Source organism: Bacillus sp. FSL M8-0350 (assembly GCF_038593345.1).
In the GTDB taxonomy this organism is placed as follows: Bacteria; Bacillota; Bacilli; order Bacillales; family Bacillaceae; genus Bacillus; species Bacillus safensis.
In genome coordinates this window covers 3,261,070-3,283,185 of record NZ_CP151985.1, presented here as the reverse complement: position 1 = coordinate 3,283,185, position 22,116 = coordinate 3,261,070, and the positions used below count along the sequence as shown (strand labels likewise).

The window sequence follows — 22,116 nt, the reverse complement described above, 5'->3', positions numbered from 1 at the left end:
CCACCCTTTAAGCGGGAGAAATTCCTCTCATGAAAATGTGTGTGCATATTTCAATAAAATCTTCTTTTTGTGTGAGAACGAGTTGAAAATCTTGCTCTAGCTGCTGAATGAAAAATCCGAAATACGTACTAATGAAGATGTCTGCATAAATGTCTTCATTTCCTTTTAATACATGATGCTCGGCACCCATCTTTTTGAAATATTGTATGAGCATTTCTCTCAGTTCTTGAGGGTAAATCTTTTCATGACTGGTTAAATCCTTAAACATAGCCGGTTCTCGCATGCTGATATAAATAAATTCTTTTTTGGAAGTCAAATCTTCAAGGAAATAGGTACCGAGAAACTTCAAATCGGTGTATAAATCGCCTTTGAATTCTGCTTCTAGGATTTTTGTCGGTGTTGATTTCATTTTCATAATGGCAGCAATGACGCCGCGTTTGTTTTTAAAGTTGCGAAAAATAGTTGCTTCACTCACATTCGCTTTTGTCGCTATTTCTTTGGTTGTTGTTTTTTGATAGCCCTTTTCAGTTAATAAATCCATTGTTGCGCGAATGATTCGTTGATTTGTAGATTTTAACAAGCATACTCACCTCAGGTTATGAATGTGTTTGCAACAAAGTAAGTATACCGATAAAACCTATGACCGCCAATATCATCCAAAATGATAAGTTTATACACGCGAATGCTGCTTTAAAATCTGAATGCGTCCATTGCTGCCATCTACTGTCACAAGGTCACCGGATTGAAGTGTTTCAGTTGCTATTCTAGTACCTAAGACAGCTGGCATCATATACTCTCTTGCGATAATAGCTGAATGAGATAAAATGCCTCCAGCATCGGTGATGACTGCTTTTGCATCTCTAAATAAGCTCGTCCATAAAGGTGTGGTCGTTTTACAAACTAAAATATCATCCTTTTGAAATTGTGAGAATTCGTCAGCACATGTAATGACTTTTACTCTTCCAGAAACAATACCGCTGGATGCGCCAATTCCATGGATCACATCGTGTGTGTTGTTTTCATTTTCTCTTAATGAACCAAGCATTCTTTCTACCTGCTGCAGTTCAGCTTCAGTTGGTGTGCCAATGTAAGCCGGTGGTTGAATGTCTTCATTTTCCTTCATTTCTATCTTTCTTTGCTGGATAACCGAATTAAATGAGATAGACGTTGTGAGCGCTTTTTGTACCTCTTCATCGTAGAGATACCAAAGATCTTCTTGATGAGGAATGGCTCCTTTTTGTACAAGAAGTTCACCAATTTTTAATAGATATACCCGGGCCTTTGCATCTAACATGGCATCAATGTAGAAGTGGTGGTCATCTCGGATATTCGCTGCTTGAAGGGCAAACTGATACAGCGTCTCAAATTTTGTTTTAAACGATTCATCCTTCACTTGATTGATAAAATGTTTATACGTCTCTTGTCTTTTGATAACTGCTTTTGCAAATTCTTCATCAAAATCACAATGGCAATGGATATTATTTCTGATGATATCTAATATAAACTCTGGGTTTTCTGCCCAAGTCTCATCTGTAAGGTCATGACTTTTAATAGATCGCCAGCCGTAAACTTGGAGAAAACCCTCCAATTTCGAAATGAAATGCCTTCCTTTTTCCGAGTGATTGAGCGCATGTAACAGCTCCGAGTTCTTTTCATGATGAATAAATGCTTGGTGAAGTTCTGGATCTTGAAGGACATCCTTTGCGATATCAGATAGCACCTTGTCTGTTTCAAGAGATTTGTTCATCACACCTATCATCATTTCATGAAGCAAGACGACTTGGGTTTGGTCACCAGTATACGTGACAAGCATGTCTTCAATGATGGCTGATAGAATGACTTGTGGTATGACGATATCAAAATGATCATCATATGCTTGGATATAAAAATCCTTTAATTCTTCAAAGCCAATGATGGCTTTTTCAATGGTCATAGGTTCATTCATTTGGCGATCGAGTTTTTCGTAAAATGGAAAGAAATTTTTCTCTAGAATCTCATACATCCGTTCACTTAAATGTGGAAATAACTCAAATATACTTTCATTAAAAACGGGTGCAGCTCCCTCTTCCGCTTGTGGCAGATCCGGTGCTGAGTATAGGTGGCCTCTGTAAAGCTTAATATCTTTGATGTTCATATCAGGTACTTGATACTTTTCTCCATTTTTCTTCATCCCGCTTTTTAAGGCTGGTATGATCAGACTTGAGAAAAGAGGGCTCGTTGGACCAGGCATATGATCATCCATTGAAATCCAGAAATCCTGAAGCTCTTCTGGTTTCATTTGAAAAGAAGCACCTGCTGTTTCATTTACTGCTTTTGGAAGAGCTGTAGTAATCGGCCTTGCTTGAAGTAAATAAAACGACCCACCTGCAATTCCGAATTCGATATCGACTCCATGTCCGTAAAGTTCTTCTACTTGTTTCGTGATTTGTGTGATTTCTTTCAATTGATCATCGTTCAGGCAAAACTGGCCAGCCATTTCCTCCGATACCGACTCCTCGATGACACCCTCTTGGAAAGGAACAATTTGCAGCTCTTTCGCCCCAAGTGTTTTTTCAATCGAAAAGTTCTCTTTATCTACAATAAACGTGTCTGGTGTCACAAGACCGGAGACAATTGCTTCTCCCAATCCGTAGCTTGCGGTCAGCATCATTTCATTTGTTTTCCCCGATACGGGATTCTCACTAAAGATGACACCGGAGACGTCAGAATGGATCAATCCTTGAACGACAACGGCCATGAGCGGCATCTCTTCCTCGTTTTCATTCATCTCTTCCTTATATTCTGTGACCCTCGCTGCAAAATAAGAAGACCAGCATTCTTTGACTGCCTGTAAAAACTCTTCATTTGTTTTGATATTTAAATAGGTCTCGTACTGTCCTGCAAATGAGGCGCCTTCGAGATCTTCAGCAACAGAAGAGGATCTGACTGCAACTGAGGGGTAAGTCTTCCGCAAGGATTGAAAGGACGAAAGCAGCTCTGCTTCCATTTGTAAAGGAAACGATGCTTCTTTGATTTTTTGAGAAAGGTTTTGTTCTGCTGGCTGCAGATTGTGATATGAAAGAAAGCTTGCAAAGCTGTTGGTTTTGATAATAAATCCATCTGGGACTGGCAGGCCGTGATTGTTTAATTTGATTAAATTCAGGCCTTTTGCCCCTGCGAGTGATGCGGATTCTTCAGCCGCATGAAATAAAACTGAATACATGGGAATGCCCCCTTATCCAAATAGCCAATGGTTTGTATGTCTCTCTATTTTCCAAAATGATAGTGCGCACTATCATTTTAATCATAGAATTGATTGGATGTTATTGTCAAAGACGGAAAGACCTATCTTTACAAAGGGGACAATCTCACTAATTTACTTCTTCTTCTACAACAAAAGTCTCCGAACATGAAGAAAAAAGGCGAAATTGAAAACTGTGAATTGTTCAATATGCCAATCTTTACTATAATCAAGGAAGTAGACCATGAAGAGGGAGGGTTTTTGTGATTACAAAAGCCATATTTGCACTAGTTTTTCCTTTCCTGCTCGTTATTTTATTTTCAAAGGTTACTTACAATCATTACGTGGGCATTGCGTTAACAGCAGCGCTTTTATTTGCTTCGTACATGAAGGGATATACAGAAACCTACTTTATTGTGGGATTAGATATTATTTCTTTAGTAGCTGGGGCTTTGTTTATGGCTAAGAAAGAAATCGAAAAAAGAGAGAAAGCTGAAAAAAATCAATGATGTCATCGCCATCAAGAGCATGATGGCTGAAAAATGACATGTTTTAAACAAGAGCTGTGCTTACGATTTCTAGTAAGCGCAGCTTTCTTTTTCTGCTCATCGAATATCTCACTCCAAAATGTTCCATACTGAAAGGAAGGTTTTCTTAAGAGGGTTATTTGCCATGGGAGAGAGGGTATGACTGTATTGGAAATAAAAATCAAGTAAGAGCCGAACTTTAGTTCGTATTTTTGTGTTCTTTTATGATAATATATTCATTAGATAGATTTCGTAAACGAAACGGAGGCTTTGATGTGAGTGACCGCTTTGAATTAGTTTCTAACTATCAGCCCCAAGGAGATCAGCCAAAGGCGATTGAAAAGCTTGTTGAGGGGATCCATCAGGGGAAACAGCATCAAACGCTGTTAGGTGCTACAGGTACGGGAAAGACCTTTACTGTCTCCAACCTGATCAAAGAAGTGAACAAACCGACACTTGTCATTGCGCATAATAAGACACTTGCCGGTCAGTTATACAGCGAATTCAAGGAATTTTTCCCTAATAACGCTGTTGAATATTTTGTGAGTTACTATGATTATTATCAGCCAGAGGCATATGTGCCTCAGACCGATACATTTATTGAGAAGGATGCCAGCATCAATGATGAGATTGATAAGCTGAGACACTCGGCTACGTCCTCGTTATTTGAGAGAAGAGATGTCATCATCATTGCCAGTGTGTCCTGTATTTATGGCTTAGGTTCGCCAGAGGAATACAGAGAGCTTGTGCTGTCTTTGCGTACTGAAATGGAGATTGAACGCAATCAGCTTCTTCGTAAGCTGGTGGATATTCAGTATTCTCGTAATGATATAGATTTTCAGCGCGGAACCTTCCGAGTCCGAGGAGACGTCGTTGAGATTTTTCCTGCTTCACGAGATGAGCATTGTATCAGAGTGGAGTTTTTCGGTGATGAAATTGAACGTATTCGTGAAGTGGATGCGCTGACTGGAGAAATACTTGGTGATCGTGATCATGTGGCGATTTTCCCAGCATCTCACTTCGTCACAAGAGAAGAAAAAATGGAAAAAGCAATTATCAATATTGAACAAGAGCTAGAAGAACAGCTTGAAAAGCTTCGTGAAAATGGAAAATTGCTTGAAGCGCAGCGCCTTGAGCAGCGGACAAGATATGACCTTGAGATGATGAGAGAGATGGGCTTTTGTTCAGGAATTGAGAACTATTCAAGACATCTGACCTTGCGTCCTCCTGGTTCAACACCTTACACACTGCTTGATTATTTCCCAGATGATTTTATGATTGTTGTCGATGAGTCGCATGTGACGATTCCGCAAATCCGCGCCATGTACAACGGGGACCAAGCTAGAAAGCAAGTGTTGGTTGATCACGGATTCCGCCTGCCATCAGCACTTGATAACAGACCGCTCACCTTTGATGAGTTTGAAAAGCATATCAATCATATTGTGCATGTATCAGCAACGCCTGGTCCATACGAGCTTGAGAAAACACCAGAGGTTGTGGAACAAATTATCCGTCCAACAGGATTACTTGATCCAATTATTGAAGTTCGTCCGATTGAAGGACAAATTGATGACTTAATTGGAGAAATTCATGCACGAGTTGAGAAAAATGAGCGTGTGCTCGTGACAACACTGACGAAGAAAATGTCTGAGGATCTCACAGATTACTTAAAAGAAATCGGAATCAAGGTGAATTACCTGCATTCAGAGATTAAGACCCTTGAGCGGATTGAGATTATCCGTGATCTGCGTCTCGGTAAATATGATGTGCTTGTTGGAATCAACCTTCTTCGTGAAGGACTGGATATTCCAGAAGTGTCGCTCGTGGCCATTTTAGATGCGGATAAAGAAGGCTTTTTACGCTCTGAAAGATCCCTCATCCAGACGATTGGCCGTGCAGCGAGAAATGCTGAAGGCCGGGTCATTATGTATGCAGACAATATGACGAAATCGATGGACATTGCGATTCAAGAAACGAAGCGAAGACGAGAACAGCAAGAAGCATATAACGAGAAATTCGGGATTACACCGCAAACGATCCATAAGAAAATTCGAGATGTCATTAAGGCGACAAAGATACATGAGGATTCAGAAGAATATGAAACAAAAGCAGCACCAAAACTTTCGAAAATGAGCAAAAAAGAACGAGAAAAAGTGATCGAAAAAGTCGAGATGGAAATGAAAGATGCAGCAAAAGCGCTTGATTTTGAAAAAGCAGCAGAATTAAGAGATCTACTGCTAGAGCTAAAAGCGGAAGGATGATTGCCTGATGGCTATGGAACGAATAGAGGTGAAAGGTGCTAGAGCCCACAACCTTAAAAATATTGATGTCAATATCCCGCGTGACCAGCTAGTGGTCATTACGGGATTATCTGGTTCAGGAAAATCGTCGCTTGCCTTTGATACGATTTATGCAGAAGGTCAGCGCAGGTACGTTGAATCTCTTTCAGCGTATGCACGCCAATTTCTTGGGCAGATGGATAAACCGGATGTAGATGCCATTGAAGGTCTTTCTCCGGCGATTAGTATTGACCAGAAAACGACGAGCCGAAACCCTAGATCAACAGTTGGTACTGTTACTGAAATTTATGATTACTTGCGTCTTTTGTATGCTCGAGTCGGAAAACCTATTTGTCCTATACATGGGATTGAAATTACGTCACAAACGATTGAGCAGATGACAGATCGTATTTTAGAGTATCCTGAAAGAACGAAATTACAAGTGCTTGCGCCAGTTGTATCCGGCCGCAAAGGAACACATGTGAAAGTGCTTGATCAAATTCGGAAGCAGGGCTATGTACGAGTGAGAGTCGATGGAGAGATGGAAGACCTTTCAGAAGATATCGAGCTTGAAAAGAACAAAAAGCATTCCATTGAAGTAGTCATTGATCGAATTGTCGTGAAGGAAGGCGTTGCTGCTCGGCTGTCTGACTCCCTTGAAACGGCTCTGCGGCTGGGCGAAGGCCGAGTGATGATTGATGTGATTGGACAAGAAGAGCTGTTATTCAGCGAACATCATGCTTGTCCGCATTGCGGGTTCTCTATTGGTGAGCTTGAGCCGAGAATGTTTTCATTTAATAGTCCTTTTGGTGCCTGCCCGAGCTGTGATGGGCTCGGTTCAAAACTGGAAGTCGACCCTGAGCTTGTCATTCCTAATAAGGATCTGACTTTACGGCAGCATGCCATTGCACCATGGGAGCCGCAAAGCTCGCAATACTATCCGCAGCTTCTTGAGGCTGTTTGTACACATTATGGCATCGACATGGACATTCCAGTGAAAGATATCCCATCGCATTTATTTGATAAAATTTTATATGGAAGCGGATCTGAACGGATTTATTTTAAATATGAAAATGATTTTGGTCAGGTACGTGAAAATGAAATTGAGTTTGAAGGCGTTCTTCGTAATATTGAACGGCGTTATAAGGAAACCAGCTCTGATTATATTCGTGAACAAATGGAAAAATATATGGCCAATCAGCCATGTCCGACATGTAAAGGATATCGTCTGAAAAAAGAAACGCTGGCGGTTCTCATCAATGGCAAGCATATCGGAGAAATCACCGATTTGTCTGTCTCTGATGCCCTTGATTTCTATGAAAAAATTGAGTTGTCTGAGAAAGATTTGCAGATTGCCCAGCTCATTTTACGTGAAATCAAAGAGCGTTTGTCCTTCTTAAATAATGTGGGATTAGATTATCTGAATTTGAGCCGGTCCGCTGGCACACTATCAGGCGGAGAGGCGCAGCGGATTCGCCTGGCGACTCAAATCGGGTCAAGGCTGACAGGTGTTCTTTATATATTAGATGAACCATCCATTGGTCTGCATCAACGCGATAATGACCGGTTGATCGGGACGTTGAAAAACATGCGCGACATCGGGAACACACTAATTGTCGTGGAGCATGATGAAGATACTATGCTAGCCGCTGATTATTTAATAGATATTGGACCTGGAGCAGGAGTTCATGGGGGAGAAGTGATTTCAGCTGGAACGCCAGAAGAAGTCATGAAGGACCCGAAATCCTTAACAGGACAATATTTATCTGGTGAGAAATTTATCCCGCTGCCAATTGAGAGAAGAAAGCCTGACGGCCGCTATATTGAGATAAAAGGTGCAAAAGAAAACAACCTGAAAAACGTGAATGCGAAGTTTCCTCTTGGCGTTTTTACAGCTGTGACCGGAGTATCCGGCTCAGGGAAAAGTACGCTTGTGAATGAAATTCTATTAAAATCACTTTCGCAAAAATTGCACAGAGCGAAAGCGAAGCCAGGGCAGCACAAAGAAATTAAAGGAATGGATCATTTAGATAAGGTCATTGATATTGATCAATCTCCAATTGGCCGTACACCAAGATCCAACCCTGCCACGTATACAGGTGTCTTTGATGATGTGCGGGATGTGTTTGCACAAACCAACGAAGCAAAGGTACGAGGCTATAAAAAAGGCAGATTCAGCTTTAACGTCAAAGGCGGCCGCTGTGAGGCGTGCCGCGGGGATGGCATCATTAAAATTGAAATGCACTTTTTGCCAGATGTGTATGTGCCTTGTGAAGTGTGTCACGGGAAACGTTATAACCGCGAAACACTCGAGGTCACATATAAAGGAAAAAACATTGCTGATGTGCTTGAAATGACCGTGGAGGATGCACTCCAATTTTTCGAGAATATCCCGAAAATTAAGCGGAAGCTTCAAACGATTTATGATGTGGGGCTAGGATACATTACACTTGGACAGCCTGCAACGACATTGTCCGGAGGAGAGGCGCAGCGCGTGAAATTGGCATCTGAGCTTCACCGCCGTTCAAACGGAAGGTCTCTTTATATTTTGGACGAGCCGACAACAGGTTTGCATGTGGATGATATTGCCCGTTTATTAAAAGTGCTTCAGCGTTTGGTTGAAAATGGAGATACGGTGTTGGTCATTGAGCACAACCTTGATATTATCAAGGCTGCTGATTACCTTGTTGATCTCGGACCAGAAGGCGGTGCAGGCGGCGGAACGATCATTGCCTCTGGCACTCCTGAGCACATTGCAAAAGAAGAAGCATCTTACACAGGAAAATACTTGAAGCCTATTTTAGAGCGTGACCGTAAACGCATGAAACAACTGGTTAAAGAAACGGAAAGTGTAACTTCTTCATAAAGAAAACCCCTCGATAAGAGGGGTTTTCTTTTATTGCACATCTTCCTTCGGCATTAAATTACTGAGGTGCGTTAAATCCTTTAAAATATGGGTGCTGCTGCTGTCGAGCAGTACCTTTAAATAACGGATATCACCATACTTTGGATGAGACGGATGAATGGTCTCAAGCTCCTTGATCATATCGCTGTTCATGCTTTTTTGTTTCTGTATAAGGTCTAAAAGCGTTTGAGCCGTGTGGTTTGAATTATGATGATCTGTCAAAATAATTACCCCCTATAATGATAATCACCATCTTTTCAACATATTTTAAAGGGTAATCTGTGAAGAATCTACTCTTAGGTGCAAAAAGAAATAATTTGTGTCTAAGGTCATATGTAAATCGAATGATTTTGAAACTTTTTATACGCAATAAACGTATGAGTTAGAAAGGAATTTTCGTTATGAAGGAGCGAATATATATGAATAGAGATCAGTCGATTATTGCTTCTATTTGTTATTTTAGTGTATTGTTTATGCCGTTTATCGTACCGATCGTGGCGTTTTTTGTAGTAGATCAAAAGGAAACGAAGCGGCACGCATTGCGGGCATTATGGTCACATCTTTTGCCGGTCGCAGCGTGCATTCTGTTGATTTTTGGGTCTATCCCATTTTTATTGACGACCCAGGCAGGTGACTCGCTCATTCCAGTCATGACGGTGTTCATCTTGTCTTTTTTAGTAGTCATTGGCTTTTTGATCTCTGTCATTTGGAATATCATTCAAGGGATTAAAGTACTTCAATCCATCAAATCTTAGGGGGGCTTTGTATGAATGAAAAAGAACGAATTTTAAAATTAGTAGAAGACGGAGTATTATCAGCAAAAGAAGCAATTACGCTGCTGGAAAAACTAGAAGAAGGTCAGTCAGTCTCATTAGAAAAGTCTACGGCTGATCACAGCTTTCATGAAGAAAAAGCTGGAGCAGAGAGCAAAGGAAATGGTACCGAAAATCTTGGTGCAAAGCTGTTTGGCTGGTTAGATTCTGCGGTGAAAAAGGTAAAAGACGTGGATCTTGATTTGAACTTTGGACAGTCAGTTGATGTTGAGCACATTTTTCAGTTCAAAGATGCATCGCTTTCTCATTTAGATATTCAATTGGCGAACGGTAGTCTCAACGTGATGCCTTGGGACGATCGAGATATTCGAGCAGAGTGTCATGCAAAGATTTACCGTGCAGAGGATGGGGAGCAGGCAAGACAGCAATTTCTCAATCAATTGGACTGCGGGCTTGAAGGAGATAAATTTTTTATTCGAACCGAAAAGAAGACGATGAAAGTCAATGTTACATTATACGTACCGCGTATCCAATACGATAAGATTAAGGTCAAGCTGTTTAATGGACCGATTCGCGGGGAAAAGCTAAAGACAAAAGAACTTGCCGCGAAAACGACAAATGGGGTTGTCTCTTTTGCTTCGTTACAAGCAGAAAAAGTCGGAATTGAAACAGCAAACGGACAAATCAAACTGGCAGATCATGAGTGTGGTATGATTGAAGTAGAAACCATCAATGGGCTCATAGACCTGCGTGGGAAAAGTGAATCAATTGATGCCCAAAGCTTTAATGGAAATATTGCTGTTCAGCTGTCAGATGAAAAGTGCCGTTCCATCTATGCGAAAACGACAACAGGCAGTGTGGACGTTCAAATCCCGCGTGCTTGTGCAGTGACCGCTGAGCTGAAAAGCAATCTTGGGTCTATCTCTCACGATTTACTTGATGCAGAGATGATTAAAGAGAAAAATGAAACATTACAAAAAGAGAAAATGATCAAAGCCAATCAACAAGCGGTGCACAGTATATCCATTTTTGCAGAAACAAAAACAGGCTCAATACAAGTAAAGCACCAATCAGACAAGGAGTGATTCTACATGAAGAAGCTTTATCGTTCAGCAACAGATAAAAAAATAGCGGGTGTTGTTGGTGGACTTGCGGAATATTTAAGTGTGGATGCATCCCTGCTTCGCATTTTAACCGTCATCATCGGATTTTTGACAGCATTTATGCCGATCTTCCTGATCTACTTCATCTGGTATTTTGTTGTTCCGGAAGAAGGCACTAAATAAATGCTTAGATGGATCGTCAGTATTTTAGTAAATGCATTACTTTTAATCGTCATTGCTGGATATTTTGATTCGGGCATTCTGCCTGGGCTCGGGAGCGTGTATATTGAAGGGTTTGGCGCAGCCATTGTGGCAAGTATCATTTTGTCCTTGCTCAATATTTTAGTGAAGCCGTTTTTGATCATTTTAACACTTCCAGTGACCGTCCTTTCACTTGGATTGTTCTTATTTGTCATCAATGCCATTACACTCATGATGACATCGAGCTTTATGGGAGATAGCTTTAACATTGATGGGTTCGGAACGGCCATTTGGATGGCTGTCATTTTATCCATTTTCCATCTGTTGATACAAAAAGGAATTGTAGAGCCGTTAGCGAAAAAAAGCTAACGGTTTTTTTGTGCAAATTTGTATCGTTTTCTCCGTTCCATCTGACATAAAAACCACCTTCAGGAGACACAATATCCGGAGGGAGGCGGTGCAAGATGGTGAACGTGAGCAGACAAATCATGCTTTTATGTTTTTTTATCATTCTTTTTTGTTTCAGTCAGCCTGCTTCAGCAGGGCCTTTTCTTCAAACAGAAGTGAATGTACCGGACAAGCCTTTTTCTCCTTTTATCTTTGACCAATTTCATGTGGACGTCCGCCCGGTTCAAGGGAAAAGCCATGATCTTCAGTTTCGAGCGTCCATTAGTGACCAAGAACAGATTTTGTCTGCGAACTTGTACTATAAACAAAGTGATGAACTGGGGTACCGCTTGATTCCAATGGAACGGCTGCCAGGAATGAAGCCAGAATTTACAGCGAAAATTCCGCCAGATCAATTATGGAATCCAACCGTTCGTTACTATACAGAGTTCCTTACGCAAAAATCAGTGATCAAAACGGCTGAGAAATCGGTTCATTTAAATGGATTTGAAGAGGATCTGTCGCATATTCCGGACTTATTTATCACAGAAATTGTCGTCAATTCAAAAAATCGAAAAGGCAAAGATGCTTTTGAGTTTATCGAAGTGTATAACACGACACATGTGCCTATCTCTCTTAAACATTATCAGCTCCGATACCGCAATCCTGCACAGGGCATCGAAATGGATGATGTATATTCCTTTCACACAAATCCAGTCACCATTTCACCTGGAAAACCTTATGTATTCTGGCTGAGAAAAAAAGGGCAGGAGCATTTAACTGCAGCGGACTTTAATGCTATGTACAAAAGCCAATTAAAAGAGGGCGAGCATCTATCCATTATCGAGAGCAAAGGGCTGTCCAACTCGAAATCTCGTCTTGTTTCGATCACAACAAATATAGGTGAAGAGATTTCTTCTGCCGCATTTCGTTTGAAGCCATCATGGTTTAGCGAGCATAAATCCTTGCTGTTTAAGTATCCAATGGATGGTACGACGCAGACGAAGCTGATTTCGAAAATTGAGGAAGAACCCACTCCAGGTAAAGTGCTAAAAGCACAAATTCCATCGGAAAAAAAGGGAATTTCTCAAGATATCCATAAACCTGTGATTGAAGATATGACGGTAAGGAAACCGGTGAAACCAACTGAAAGTGTAGAGATTAAAGCAGATGTCCAAGATGATCAGGCCGTAAAAACCGTCAAGCTGCGCTATCGAACGAATCGAAAAGATCCGTTTAAGGAAATACTGCTGCAAAAAGACCATAATGACCGGCTATTTCATCATATTATTTATTCACCTGAGTTGATTGGGAAAGAACAATTGGAGTATCAGCTTGAAGCGTCAGACGGCGAAAATGAAGCCAAGACGTTGAAAAAAACGATTGATGTGGAACAAGTCAGTAAAGCCCACGGTCTGCGATTCAATGTAGAAGAGGGAGATACGGTATCAGGTTTATTTTCATTAAAGGCAACGTCTGATCAGAAAAAAAGCATCGAATTACGGATAGATGGAAAACGGAATCAGCAAGTATCCTCTGCCCTTGAAGCAGATCCATATATCGCATTTGATGTCAAAGGAACAAATTTATATTTTAAAAATGGTGTGTCTATAGGTAGGCGTTTACTTTCTATTTTTGATGATTCGACAAAAGTGTACCGTACCTATACAATGCCAATACCCGAAGAAGAGATAAAAAAGGCAGGTCTCCAAACGATCTCTTTTCACGCTGGCACAAAGTCTTCTCCGGTGGACCGGCTGCCTGGAGAGAATCATGATGATTTTGAATTGAAAAACGTCAGGATGATTTTATCAAATGGAACACAAATTCCGCCAATCAATGCGAAGCCGCAAAAAGAATGGAGAATGGGAGACAGCGGGAACGCAAAAAAGGTGAGAACGTTTCAATTTGAAATTCCAAAAGAGGCGTATATTTCAACCTATATAAAGTGGGACACAAAAAGGCTGAAAGAAGGGCCGCACCTGATTGAGGCCAAAACCTCAGACGAGCACGCTTCAGTACGTGTGAAAGTTGATAACACTGGGCCGAGAATTAAGACCAACGTACAAGCAAAGGATCAATATAAAGGCGCCTTTACATTAAAAGCAAAAGTAACGGATCGCTGGAGTGACATAGAGGAGTTGAAGGCATATGTAGATGGCAAACCAGTTTCTTTGCCATATCAGACGTCCTCTAGTGAATTAAAGCCTGGAAAGCACACGTTTACAATTAAAGCAAAAGACGCTGCGGGGAACATGTCGACGTTGAAAAAAGAGTTCAAGACGGTACATGAGCATCCTGAAACACCAGAGCGGGTGGCAGATAAGACGAAAATGAAATCATCAAAACAAACTGTGCTAACCAAGGATCCAACGAATGATAAGTTAGATTACTCTTTTTATCGTGCCTATCAATATACATCGCTGCATCCTTTAATGAAGATTTTTAAGTATGCAGCAGAGACAGAACCGCCTAAGAGTTATCTCCAAAAAGGAGAAATGATTTTTTCTGATCAAGAAAGGAACCGCATTGCATTTGTTGATGGGAAGTCAGTTGAAACGAAGGATTTACAGCGCTTTCCTTATCATCGTTTTCAAATTAAGGTTCATCATGATGTACGTGAAAAGGATGTCGTCGAAGCTGTATGGAAAGGGAGTTCCTTGTCAGGGAGAAAGGTGACAATGTACGCGTGGAATCACCAGCAGGAAAAGTGGGATAAAATCACTCATCATTTTGCCAAGGATCAAAAGGAATTTTACCTGAAAGGGCTGCTGTCAGTCAGACAGTACATGAAGAATCAAACGTTTGATTTGCTAGTACAGGATGAAATCAGCAAATCGCAAAAGCCATATAAGATGATATGGATGTCTGATACTCAATATTATGCAAAGAGCTATCCTCATATCTTTAAACAAATGGTCGAATGGATCAGAGATCAAAGGGAAAAATTAAACATTCAATATGTGTTCCATACAGGCGATATTGTGGATGATTCAAAGGATAAGCAATGGCACCGTGCTGATATGTTTATGCGTGTATTAGATGAGAATCACATTCCCTATGGTGTTTTAGCAGGAAATCATGATGTTAGACACAAGGATGGTTTATATGCGGAATACGGAAAATATTTCGGGGAAAAACGCTTTGCGGATAAGCCTTACTATGGTGAATCCTATCGAAACAATAAAGGTCATTATGATCTCATCTCTGCCGGCGGCAATGATTATATGATGGTGTACATGGGCTGGGGGATTAAGCAAGATGAAATTGATTGGTTAAACCGTGTCATTTCTGAGCATCCAGATCGTATCGTCATTTTAAATTTCCATGAGTATTTGTTAGTGAGCGGCAACCGAAGCCCGATTGGCGACCTCATCTTCCACCAAGTGGTGAAACGTCATCCTAATATTGTGGCCGTATTTAGCGGCCATTATCATGGAGCAAGCAGGAAAGTAGATGAGCTTGATGATGACCATGATGGAAAAGTAGACAGGAAAGTATATCAAATACTCGCCGATTATCAGTCAGGACCTGAAGGTGGTCAAGGGTTTATGAGGGTGATAACAGCCGATCAAGAAAAAAATCAGCTTCACTTTACGACATACTCTCCTTACTTGAATCAAGAGCATTTTTATGATCCTAAAACGTATGGAGATCAGGATGAATTTTCAATCGATGTGGATTTGACACCGAAAATGAAATCTGTCAAAACCAATTATTTTGAACTCAATGTGTATACGAATGTTCTTCTAGGAGAGGCTCGAGGCATAAAAAGCGGCAAAAAAGCAAGCTTTGAGTGGAAGGGCTTAAAGCCAAATGAAGATTATTATTGGTACACTGTAGCAAAAGATCGTTTTCAAGGAAAAGCCATTTCACCAATATGGAAAATTCATACAAAAGATGATGACGAAATAAAATTTCTTAGGAAATAAAAAAACAGTGCTCCGTGTCAGGGGCACTGTTTATCTTTCCATTGTATGAATGAGCTTGTAACGATCCCCTCTATAAACGGAAACAACATACTCAAATGGAATGTCTTGTTGAAAAAAAGTCGTTCTTGTTATGGACAGCACAGGGTCTCCTGCTAGAATAGACAGCAAGTGTGCTTCTTCCTTTGAGGCAACATTGGCTTCAAGCTCCTGTTTGGCATGAGCAATGACATGGCCAGTGTGAGTTTCAATATATTCATATAAAGAGCCAGTTAAATGTTCCTTTGTTAAATCTCCTGCAAATCTTTCAGGTATATAGCTCGTTTCAATCGCCATCGGTTCATCATTTGCAAGGCGTATCCGTTTTAGTTCAAATACAGCATCACTATTAGTCAGCTGTAAGACGGGCAGCAAGTGCTCTGGACATGCGGTTTTTTTAAAGTCAATCAGCTGGCTTGATGCTTTGAGCCCACGCTGGCGCATATCCTCTGAAAAGCTTGTTAAGCCTTGAAGCGGCTGTTCAAATTTTTTCCGGCTAACAAAGGTGCCTTTTCCTTTTTGACGATACAAATATCCTTCGTTCACAAGATTCGATAAGGCTTGTCTGACAGTCATTCGACTAATACCAAAGCGTTCGGCATATTCTCTTTCAGAAGGAATGAGTGTATCAGGTGCTAATGTTCCATCCTCAATCTGCTTTTTCAAGTTCTCCATAATCTGATGGTACATCGGAATAGGTGACTGCTTATCAATAAACATGTGAAAATCCTCTCGTTTTTAGCGTAGTGATCCAGCTTCTCGATCAATCATAACCGTTACATCTTCATGAAGTTTCAGTGCAGACGCTGGGAAGTCCGGATGAATCTCTGCCCGTTCTAAATATTGTATCACTTTCGCTTTTGATTTTCCCGAAGCAAGAAGGAGAATCTTTTTACTTGAAAGAATGCTCGCGATTCCCATTGTGATGGCATGTGTAGGTACCTCATCAATAGAAGAAAAGTATCTTGCGTTAGCCTGTCTCGTGTTTTCATCTAACTGCACGACATGAGTCTTTGAGTTGAAAGGGGTACCTGGTTCGTTAAAACCGATATGCCCATTTTGACCGATTCCAAGGAGCTGAAGATCGATGCCGCCTACATCCTCAATGAGCTGGTCATATCTTAAGCATTCCTTTTCTAAATGAGCTGCTTTGCCATTTGGAAGAAAATACTGATCCTGAGGGAGATCAATATGGTCAAATAAATGACGTTTCATGTAGGTCATATAACTATTTTCGTGTTCTGGATTGAGTCCTGCATATTCATCTAAATTGATTGTTTTTGTTTGCTTGAAAGACAGTTGATTCGCTTGATGAAGTTGAATTAACTCTTTGTAAGTTTCAATAGGTGTACCGCCCGTTGCTAGGCCGAGTACGGCATCGGGTTTAGCAGCTATTGTTCTTGCAATAATGGCAGCTGCTTCTTTTCCTAATTGATCTTTGCTTTCAAATTCGATGATGTTCATGAGTGGTTGGCCTCCTTTTTTTCAAAGACGATTTGTCCACGGCAGATCGTCATCATCAGTTCACCAGATTCATCCCAAATCACCAAATCTGCTATTTTTCCAATTTCGATGGAACCGAGCTGTTGGTCAAGACCCAGTTGAGCGGCTGCATTGGTTGAAGTCATCTTCGCAATCTCTGTCCATTCACAATTTGTGAGCTGTTTCATCCGTTTGACGCCATCTTTCATTCGCAAAATTGATCCTGCAAGTGTACCATCGTCCAGCAATGCTTTTTCGCCGCTGACTGTGACCGTCTGACCGCCAAATTCGTATGTTCCATCCCCAAGACCTTTTGCACGCATTGAGTCTGTGATCATGATCAAACGATCACTTCCTTTTGCCAAATACGCAAGCTTGATGGAAAGAGGGTGGGAGTGAATCCCATCTGTGATCAGCTCGGTATAAAGGTTCTCATTCGTAAGAGCAGCACCTACAGCATTCGGTTCACGATGCTGAAACGAACTCAGTGCATTATAAAGGTGTGTTACATGGCGTGCACCATGCTTAGCTGCTAAATTCACCATGTCATGATGGGCATTCGTATGTCCAATAGAAGGGATCATGTTCATTTCCTGTAACATGGAAAGGAAAGCAAAATCTGTGTCTTCCTCAGGCGCAAACGTGACAATTCGAATGAGCTGTTCAGAAGCATCCAGCCATTTTTTAAAAAGCGGAATATCGGGCTGTTTAATCCATTGAACAGGCTGTGCCCCTGCCTTATCTTTAGAAATAAATGGACCTTCTAGGTGGATTCCTATACATTGTGCCTGACTTCCTGCTTGTGCTTCATTACTTTGTTTCCACTGAGCGACATTTTTAAGTGCCTGCTCAATCTCATGATGGTTTTGTGTGATGGTTGTCGCTAAAAAACTTGTCGTTCCTTCGGACGGAAGGTTGTCAGCGAGTGTATTCATTGCTTCTGCTGTCGCATCCATCATGTCTGCACCATATCCGCCATGGATGTGAATATCAATCATTCCAGGGAGTAAATAAAAGTTTTCCCGGGAAATATATACTTTTTCATAATTTCCTGTCGGTGGAGATGTTGAAATATAGTCAATCTTGCCATCGCGTAAACCGACAAAACCGTTTTCAATGATCTTTGTCTTTGTCACAATATGAATATTGGAGAGCAATAAAGAACCGCTCATGTTTGAGCCCCCTTATTCGTTATCTTTACTTTAAGTTTACTCTTTTTAAGTATAGTTGTCTATACCAGTTAGGGCGGTCAAACAGGAACAGGATAAAATACTGTTTTGGGTTCATCATTGAAAGTGATAAAATAGAGCTGTATTTCTGAATCGCCTGTGATAAAAGGAGGAAGAAGCGTGCCGAAAGTTCGTACGAAGGACATAATGGAACAATTTCATCTTGAACTGGTAAGTGGGGAAGAAGGGATTAATCGTCCCATTACAATCAGTGATCTTTCCAGACCAGGTATTGAAATGGCTGGTTATTTTACATATTACCCAAAAGAAAGAGTTCAACTTTTAGGGAAAACAGAGCTTTCTTTTTTTGAACGGCTCCCAGAACGCGAACGAAAGCAGAGAATGATGTCTCTTTGTACAGATATTACCCCTGCGATTATTTTGTCACGAGATCGTGATGTCCCGAAGGAATTAATCGAAGCATCAAATGAAAATGGCGTGCCCGTTTTACGATCTAGCCTAAAAACGACAAGACTTTCGAGTCGATTGACCAACTTTTTAGAAAGTAAGCTTGCACCAACGACTGCTATTCATGGTGTGCTCGTAGATGTATATGGTGTAGGTGTATTATTAATTGGGAAAAGCGGAGTAGGAAAAAGTGAAACAGCCTTAGAATTAGTGAAGAGGGGACATCGGCTGGTCGCAGACGATTGCGTGGAAATCCGTCAAGAGGATCAGGATACATTAGTCGGGAGCGCACCAGAGCTGATTGAACATCTTTTGGAAATCCGCGGGTTAGGTATTATTAATGTGATGACCTTATTTGGAGCAGGCGCTGTTAGAAGCTATAAGAGAATTACGATTGTAATGAACCTTGAGCTTTGGGAACAAGGCAAACAGTATGATCGTTTAGGACTTGAAGAAGAGAAAATGCGCATCATCGATACAGATGTGCCGAAGCTGACGATCCCTGTACGGCCAGGTCGAAACTTAGCTGTCATCATTGAGGTGGCTGCGATGAACTTCAGGCTGAAACGTATGGGACATAATGCAGCAGAACAATTTACAAGTAAACTTGCCGATGTCATTGAAGACAATGGCCAGGATGAATAGGAGTTGACTATATGAACGAAGCAATTCAGCCAATTGATCCGATCGCTTTTCAGCTTGGACCTATTTCGGTTCATTGGTATGGTGTGATTATTGGGATCGGGGCCTTGCTTGGACTCTGGCTCGCACTGAGAGAATGTGAAAAAAGAGGAATCAATAAAGATATGTTTATTGACTTAATCTTATTTGCCATTCCAATAGCAATTATTTGTGCACGAATTTATTATGTATCTTTCGAATGGGATTACTATCAGCAGCACCCAAACGAAATCATTAAAATTTGGAATGGTGGAATTGCGATTCACGGCGGGCTGATCGGTGCCGTGCTGACAGCCATCGTTTTTACAAAAGTGAGAAAGGTATCCTTTTGGAAAATAGCTGACGTCGCAGCACCTAGTATTTTACTAGCGCAGGCAATTGGGCGCTGGGGGAACTTTATTAACCAAGAAGCGCATGGTGAGGCGGTTTCAAGAGCCTTTTTAGAAAATTTGCATCTGCCTGAGTTTATCATTAATCAAATGTATATTGATGGGACCTATTATCACCCGACGTTCTTATACGAATCATTATGGAATCTTGCCGGTGTTGTCATATTGATTTTACTACGCAGAACATCGCTGAGAAGAGGCGAAATCTTCTTGTCTTATTTAATTTGGTATTCAATCGGCCGTTTCTTCATAGAAGGGATGAGAACAGACAGCTTAATGCTGACAGAGCATCTTCGAATCGCACAGATGATTTCGATTGCGATATTCGTAGTGGCTGTTCTACTGATTTTCTTTAGAAGAATGAAAGGATACGCATCGATTCCGTATAAAGAGAACAACTCATCGAATTAAGCAGGGGGGATCATAAGAGATGGGAGAGACATGGAAAAACGGCTTGAAGGCAGGGCTATCGACAACTTGGACACTTGGCAAAGTCATCTTTCCAGTTACCATTCTCGTCAGTATCTTGCAGCATACGCCTGTAATGGGTTGGATCATACAATTCATTCGGCCATTTATGGGGGTGTTTGGTCTTTCGGGAGAAGCGGCTATTCCGCTTGTATTAGGAAATATGCTGAACTTGTATGCGGGGATTGCAGCCATTTTGACATTAGAGCTTCCTGTGAAGGAAGTGTTTATTTTGGCAGTGATGCTGTCCTTTTGCCATAACCTGATCATCGAATCGACAGTGGCAGCAAAGGTTGGACTGAGAGTGTCTGTGATTTTGTTGGTCAGAATCAGTCTTGCTGTTATTTCGGCTATTGTCATTCATCTCGTTTGGCAGGGAGGCGAGGAGCCGGCGCAATATGGACTACTGACGGCAGCTCAGGCGGCTGATGTGCCTTCCAGCTGGTACATGATCGTCCTGCTTGCTTTACAAAAAGCTGTACTCGGTGTGCTCCAGCTCGCCTGTATCGTCATCCCTCTCATGGTCATCATTCAATTCATGAGAGATTTAGGGTGGCTTCATACACTGTCTAAGTGGCTGTCACCTTTTACTAGAATGCTTGGAATGAAAGAAAATACATCTATGACGATGGTGGCTGGATTAACGATTGGTCTGGCGTACGGAGCCGGCGTGATGATGAAGGCAGTGGAAGAGGACGGTGTGAGTAAAAAGGACTTAACTCTTGCCTTTATTTTCCTCGTTGCCTGCCATGCGGTGGTCGAAGATACGCTGATTTTTATACCACTTGGTATTCCAGTATGGCCGCTTCTTGTCATCCGCCTGATTTCTGCAATTTTATTGACAGCTGCTATTAGCTATATTTGGCGGAAGCGGGAACTTGCAGCTGTTAGAAAGGAAGCCATATGAACGAATCGACGATCAACACAGTGCTATTTGATTTAGATGGCACATTAATCAATACAAATGAATTAATTATTGCTTCATTTCAGCATACGCTGGATCATTATTACCCTGGTCATTACAGCCGTGAGGATATTCTTCATTTCATTGGTCCGTCCTTGTTTGATACATTCTCTGCGATGGACCCTGATTTGACGGATGATATGATTCAGATGTACCGCACGTTTAATCATAAGCAGCATGATCTGCTTGTGACTGAATATGAGACAGTTATCGACACATTGAAAGTCCTGCAGGATCGAGGATTTAAGCTCGGTATTGTCACAACGAAGATACGGGATACGGTTTTAATGGGATTGAAGCTGACCGGTTTAGAGCCGTTCTTTGAGGTCATTGTGACGCTCGATGATGTGCAAAATGAGAAGCCGCATCCGGAGCCTGTTCAGCTGGCATTATCAAAGCTTGGCAGTGATCCGCATGAAGCGGTGATGGTCGGTGATAATTATCACGATATTTTGTCTGGTCAAGCGGCCGGGACAAAAACGGCAGGTGTTGCTTGGTCTATTAAGGGAGAAGAGGCGCTTTTAAAGCATCGCCCTGATTTCATGCTGAAGAAAATGAGTGATCTCCTGGCGATTGTTGGAGCTGATTAAGTTGAGAAAAACAGATCGTTATCCTGTAAAAGGGGTCAATTCACTGCGGCAAGTCTATCGGACAGTTCCCTTTTTCAAAGTGGTGAAAAACTTCATTTTTATTCAAATGGCAAGGTACACGCCTTTTATGGGAATGAAAAATTGGATATACCGAACCTTTCTTCGTATGAAGGTCGGCGAGGATACGGCGTTCGCCTTAATGGTGATGGTTGATCTGATGTTTCCTGAGAAAATCACTGTCGGTCGAAATAGTGTGATCGGCTATAATACGACCATCTTGTCCCATGAGTATTTGATTAAAGAGTACAGACTTGGGGAAGTCTATATTGGTGATGAAGTTTTAATTGGAGCTAATTCAACTATTTTACCTGGTGTGACCATTGGGGATGGTGCGATCGTATCGGCTGGTACACTTGTTCATAAGGATGTGCCAGCAGGCTCATTTGTTGGAGGAAATCCAATGCGCATGATTTATACGAAAGAAGAAATGGAAGCACGTCAATCTACGTCTGCTGAGTAGCTCGGCAGACTTTTTTGTTGAC

General features: G+C 41.4%; 19 protein-coding genes. 13 read left to right on the top strand and 6 right to left on the bottom strand.

All coding sequences use genetic code 11. The features are described from left to right. Positions 1–7 precede the first annotated feature (7 nt). Both NSS80_RS17180 and NSS80_RS17175 read right to left on the bottom strand, forming a co-directional pair. Positions 8–580: a TetR/AcrR family transcriptional regulator gene (locus NSS80_RS17180; RefSeq protein ID WP_034281062.1), complete on the bottom strand. Its 573-nt coding sequence runs from the start codon at positions 578–580 to the stop codon at positions 8–10. A gap of 90 nt (positions 581–670) precedes the next feature. Continuing rightward, entirely contained in the window at positions 671–3,202 is a 2,532-nt protein-coding gene (locus NSS80_RS17175) for a PEP/pyruvate-binding domain-containing protein (protein WP_041115589.1), read from the bottom strand. Between the two features lie 281 nt (positions 3,203–3,483). Here NSS80_RS17175 and NSS80_RS17170 point away from each other — a divergent pair, with 281 nt between their 5' ends. The 3 genes from NSS80_RS17170 (at position 3,484) to uvrA (ending at position 8,892) form a co-directional block, all read left to right on the top strand. Next, complete coding sequence (locus NSS80_RS17170) at positions 3,484–3,729, top strand: CsbA family protein (RefSeq protein ID WP_034281059.1); 246 nt, start codon at positions 3,484–3,486, stop codon at positions 3,727–3,729. Between the two features lie 293 nt (positions 3,730–4,022). Beyond that, positions 4,023–6,008: an excinuclease ABC subunit UvrB gene (gene uvrB / locus NSS80_RS17165; RefSeq protein ID WP_024423583.1), complete on the top strand. Its 1,986-nt coding sequence runs from the start codon at positions 4,023–4,025 to the stop codon at positions 6,006–6,008. 7 nt (positions 6,009–6,015) lie between these two features. Beyond that, positions 6,016–8,892 carry an excinuclease ABC subunit UvrA gene (gene uvrA / locus NSS80_RS17160; RefSeq protein ID WP_025093988.1) on the top strand — a complete coding sequence of 959 codons (2,877 nt, stop codon included), beginning with the start codon at positions 6,016–6,018 and terminating at the stop codon, positions 8,890–8,892. A gap of 30 nt (positions 8,893–8,922) precedes the next feature. Here the strand turns inward: uvrA and NSS80_RS17155 are convergent, their stop codons facing one another. Further along, on the bottom strand, positions 8,923–9,153 hold the full coding sequence (locus NSS80_RS17155; protein WP_034281058.1) for a hypothetical protein: 231 nt from the start codon (positions 9,151–9,153) through the stop codon (positions 8,923–8,925). Between the two features lie 197 nt (positions 9,154–9,350). Here NSS80_RS17155 and NSS80_RS17150 point away from each other — a divergent pair, with 197 nt between their 5' ends. From NSS80_RS17150 to NSS80_RS17130, 5 genes are all read left to right on the top strand, one after another. After that, on the top strand, positions 9,351–9,686 hold the full coding sequence (locus tag NSS80_RS17150; protein ID WP_024427655.1) for a hypothetical protein: 336 nt from the start codon (positions 9,351–9,353) through the stop codon (positions 9,684–9,686). An 11-nt stretch (positions 9,687–9,697) separates the two neighbouring features. Continuing rightward, on the top strand, positions 9,698–10,789 hold the full coding sequence (locus NSS80_RS17145; RefSeq protein ID WP_034281057.1) for a DUF4097 domain-containing protein: 1,092 nt from the start codon (positions 9,698–9,700) through the stop codon (positions 10,787–10,789). A gap of 6 nt (positions 10,790–10,795) precedes the next feature. Then, a complete protein-coding gene (locus tag NSS80_RS17140) occupies positions 10,796–10,990 on the top strand; it encodes a PspC domain-containing protein (protein ID WP_024423578.1) in 195 nt (64 codons plus the stop codon). Continuing rightward, positions 10,991–11,377: a phage holin family protein gene (locus NSS80_RS17135; protein WP_024423577.1), complete on the top strand. Its 387-nt coding sequence runs from the start codon at positions 10,991–10,993 to the stop codon at positions 11,375–11,377. A gap of 95 nt (positions 11,378–11,472) precedes the next feature. After that, the gene (locus tag NSS80_RS17130) at positions 11,473–15,327 is read left to right on the top strand and encodes a metallophosphoesterase (RefSeq protein ID WP_317221813.1); all 3,855 of its coding nucleotides are present in this window, start codon (positions 11,473–11,475) and stop codon (positions 15,325–15,327) included. A 30-nt stretch (positions 15,328–15,357) separates the two neighbouring features. Here the strand turns inward: NSS80_RS17130 and NSS80_RS17125 are convergent, their stop codons facing one another. From NSS80_RS17125 to nagA, 3 genes are read right to left on the bottom strand one after another with little or no spacing between them, the layout of a single operon-like run. Further along, positions 15,358–16,083 (bottom strand): GntR family transcriptional regulator, encoded by a 726-nt coding sequence (locus tag NSS80_RS17125; RefSeq protein ID WP_061110132.1) that lies wholly within the window; start codon positions 16,081–16,083, stop codon positions 15,358–15,360. A gap of 18 nt (positions 16,084–16,101) precedes the next feature. Beyond that, positions 16,102–16,827: a glucosamine-6-phosphate deaminase gene (nagB, locus tag NSS80_RS17120; protein ID WP_034281053.1), complete on the bottom strand. Its 726-nt coding sequence runs from the start codon at positions 16,825–16,827 to the stop codon at positions 16,102–16,104. Further along, on the bottom strand, positions 16,824–18,017 hold the full coding sequence (nagA, locus tag NSS80_RS17115; protein WP_252049837.1) for an N-acetylglucosamine-6-phosphate deacetylase: 1,194 nt from the start codon (positions 18,015–18,017) through the stop codon (positions 16,824–16,826). Before nagA ends, nagB begins: the two co-directional genes overlap by 4 nt. Before the next feature lie 177 nt (positions 18,018–18,194). On the opposite strand from nagA, the gene hprK reads away from it, so the two are divergent. From hprK to NSS80_RS17090, 5 genes are read left to right on the top strand one after another with little or no spacing between them, the layout of a single operon-like run. Beyond that, positions 18,195–19,127: an HPr(Ser) kinase/phosphatase gene (gene hprK, locus NSS80_RS17110; protein ID WP_041115594.1), complete on the top strand. Its 933-nt coding sequence runs from the start codon at positions 18,195–18,197 to the stop codon at positions 19,125–19,127. Between the two features lie 11 nt (positions 19,128–19,138). Then, the gene (lgt, locus tag NSS80_RS17105) at positions 19,139–19,963 is read left to right on the top strand and encodes a prolipoprotein diacylglyceryl transferase (protein ID WP_041115595.1); all 825 of its coding nucleotides are present in this window, start codon (positions 19,139–19,141) and stop codon (positions 19,961–19,963) included. 19 nt (positions 19,964–19,982) lie between these two features. Beyond that, on the top strand, positions 19,983–20,927 hold the full coding sequence (locus NSS80_RS17100) for a nucleoside recognition domain-containing protein (RefSeq protein ID WP_034281047.1): 945 nt from the start codon (positions 19,983–19,985) through the stop codon (positions 20,925–20,927). Then, positions 20,924–21,574: a pyrophosphatase PpaX gene (ppaX, locus tag NSS80_RS17095; RefSeq protein ID WP_041115596.1), complete on the top strand. Its 651-nt coding sequence runs from the start codon at positions 20,924–20,926 to the stop codon at positions 21,572–21,574. The genes NSS80_RS17100 and ppaX overlap by 4 nt, the downstream gene beginning before the upstream one ends. Position 21,575: 1 nt before the next feature. Next, positions 21,576–22,094, top strand: coding sequence for an acyltransferase (locus NSS80_RS17090; RefSeq protein ID WP_024423568.1), 519 nt, complete (start codon positions 21,576–21,578; stop codon positions 22,092–22,094). The last annotated feature ends 22 nt before the right edge of the window (positions 22,095–22,116 follow it).